This is a genomic window from Devosia insulae DS-56 (assembly GCF_000970465.2).
GTDB lineage: Bacteria > Pseudomonadota > Alphaproteobacteria > Rhizobiales > Devosiaceae > Devosia_A > Devosia_A insulae.
In genome coordinates this window covers 1-2,930 of sequence record NZ_LAJE02000315.1, presented here as the reverse complement: position 1 = coordinate 2,930, position 2,930 = coordinate 1, and the positions used below count along the sequence as shown (strand labels likewise).

The 2,930-nt window shown below is 67.8% G+C and carries 2 protein-coding genes; one reads left to right on the top strand and one right to left on the bottom strand.

All coding sequences use genetic code 11. From position 1 onward, the window contains the following. Positions 1-710 (bottom strand): HpcH/HpaI aldolase family protein (locus VW23_RS21450; RefSeq protein ID WP_069911537.1); only part of this gene is annotated, 710 nt, incomplete at its 3' end. A 153-nt stretch (positions 711-863) separates the two neighbouring features. Here VW23_RS21450 and VW23_RS21445 point away from each other — a divergent pair. Beyond that, a partial coding sequence (locus VW23_RS21445; RefSeq protein ID WP_069911538.1) for an alpha-ketoacid dehydrogenase subunit alpha/beta occupies positions 864-2,930 on the top strand: 2,067 nt, incomplete at its 3' end.

The window sequence follows — 2,930 nt, the reverse complement described above, 5'->3', positions numbered from 1 at the left end:
GCCGTATCCACGCCCGCCCCCACCAGCGTGACGCCGCGACCGATCCAGCGCCGGGCGGCTTCGGCGGTGCCGCCGAAGATGCCGGTGGTGACGCCGGCGGCTTTGCAGGCATCGATCACCTGCTCGATCGTCGCGACCACCTTGGGATGGCCCATCTCGCCCGGCACGCCGAGGGCGTGCGACAGGTCCAGCGGCCCGAGGAAGATGCCGTCGAGGGTGGGGAGCTTCAGGATCTCCGGCAGCGCGGCGACGCCGCCGGCGCCTTCCACCATCAGCAGCACGGCGACATCGCGGTTGGCCTCGGTGAACCATTCGGTGCGGCCGGAATAGTCGGCGCCGCGGACGAAGGAGTTGGCGCCGCGATTGCCATCGGGGGCGAAGCGGGCGGCGCGCACGGCGCGCTCGGCTTCGGCAAGCGAGCCGATCTGCGGCACGATCACTCCGGCAGCGCCGGCATCGAGCGCGGCGCCGATCTCGGTGGGTTCGCTGCTGCGCACCCGCACCAGCGGATAGATGCCGCGCGCCATGGCGGCGAGGATCAGCGGACCGAGCGCTTCGCTGCCATGCGCACCGTGCTCGAGATCGAGAATAATGCCATCATAGCCAGCGAGCGCGATCAGCTCGACCAGCTCGACGGAGGGGATGATCGAGAACGGCGCCAGCAGCGGCGTCGCGGTTTTGAGGCGCGCACGAAGCGGCATCAACGGCATGACAAACCTCCCTCATTCCTGCCCTTTCCTAGCCCGCGCGGCGGGCCGAGGCGACAGGAACTTTCCGCCTAGACATTATGCTATTATAATCTATGCTCGATTGTGAGGATGCGAACAGTACCCGGAATCGGGACGACGCAGGGAGGCTCGGCGGTGGCAATTTCGGCGATGCGCAAAGGCGCACAGCAGACCGGCGCGGGCAATCTGCCCGACAAGCAGGTGCTGATGGGCCTGTTCGAGCAGATGGTACTGCTGCGCAAGTTCGAGAGCGTCGCGCAGGTGGCCTGCCGCAAAGGCGAAACCCCCGGGTTCCTGCATCTCTATATCGGCCAGGAAGCGACGGGCGTCGGCGTCTGCGCGCATTTGCGCCGGTCCGACTGGGTCACCTCGACGCATCGCGGGCACGGGCACGCGCTGGCCAAGGGCGCCGACCCCAGGCGGGTGATGGCGGAGCTGTTCGGCAAGGCCGATGGCATCTGCGGCGGCCGTGGCGGCACCATGCATCTCTACGATCGTTCGGTCGGGCTGTTCGGGACCAACGGCATTGTCGGGGCCGGCATCGGCCATGCCGTCGGTATCGGCATGAGCGCCCGGGCGCAGGGCCGCGACGATATCGGCGTGGCGTTTTTCGGCGACGGCGCGGCCAACCACGGGGCGTTCCACGAAGGGCTGAACTTCGCCGCGGTGAACCGCGCGGCGGCGATCTTCGTGTGCGAGAACAACCTCTACGCGACGGCGACGCCGCTCAAATCCATCACCCTCAACCCCGAGATCGCCACCAAGGCCGACAGCTACGGCATGCCGGGCGTCGCGGTGGACGGGAACGACGTGTTCGCGGTGTGGCTGGCGATGAAGGAAGCCACCGAGCGCGCCCGCTCCGGCAAGGGGCCGACGCTGATCGAAGCCAAGACCTATCGCACCGTGGGGCACCATGAAGGCGACCCGGTGATCGGCACCTATCGCACGCAGGAAGAGGTCGACGCCTGGATCAAGCGCGATCCGATCGACATGTTTAGGAAGCGCCTGGTCGAGGATTACGGCATTGCCGATGCCGACGATCTTGCCGATATCGAATCGCATATCGACAAGGTGGTGCAGGAGGCGCTGGAGTTTGCGCGCAACTCGCCGGAGCCCGATCCGGCGACGGTACGGCGGCATGTCTATGCCAACCCGATCAACCCGCCGGAAGCGCTGAAGGCACGGCCGGCCGGCGAGACGCGGGTGCAGGGCTGGCTCGAAGCGGTGCGCGACGGCATTGCTGAGGAAATGCGGGCCAACTCGGCCATTCTCTATTTCGGTGAAGGCACCGGGGAGCGCGGCGGCAGCTTCGCCCATACCAAGAACCTCTGGCACGAGTTCGGGGCGGAGCGGCTGGTCGATACGCCGATCTCGGAGCAGGGTTTTACCGCTGCCGCAGTCGGCGCTTCGGCGACCGGCACCCGCACCGTCTCGGACCTGATGTTCGCCGACTTCGCCTTCGAGACCACCGGGCAGATCTTCCTCCAGGCGGCCAAGCTCCGCTACATGAGCAATGGCGAAATGAGCGCCCCGATGGTGGTGCGCGCCGGCGCCGGAGCCCTGCGCAGCTCCGGCCCGCACCACTCGGGCATGTACCACCCGCTGTTCGCCCATATGCCGGGGCTGATCGTCTGCGTGCCGTCGAACCCGGCCGACGCCAAGGGGCTGATGAAGACGGCGCTGCGCGGCGGCGATCCGGTGATCATGCTGGAGCCCAAGGCGCTGTTTGCCTCGAAGGGCCCGGTGCCGGTGGGCGAGGATCACTATGTGCCGTTCGGCTCGGCCCGCATCGCCCGATCCGGCAAGGACTTCACCATCGTCGCGGCCGGCCAGATGGTGGCGCGGGCGCTGGAGGCGGCCGACCTCTTGGCGGCGCAGGGCACCGACGTCGAAGTGGTCGACCTTCGCACCATCATGCCGCTCGACGTGAACACCATCGTCGAGAGCGTCAAGAAGACCCACCGCCTGCTGGTGGTGGACGAGGCCTGGGCGATGTGCGGCATGGGCGGCGAGATCGCCCAGACCATCAATGAGCTGGCCTATGACGAGCTCGACGGCCCGGTCGGGCGGCTGCACACCGCGCCGGTCTCGCATCCGTTCGCTCCCGTGCTGGAACGCGCCATGCTGGTCGACGCCGCCAAAATCATGGACGGGGTGCGCAGCATCATCGCCGGCAAGGCACCGGTGCCGGACCATTGGCAC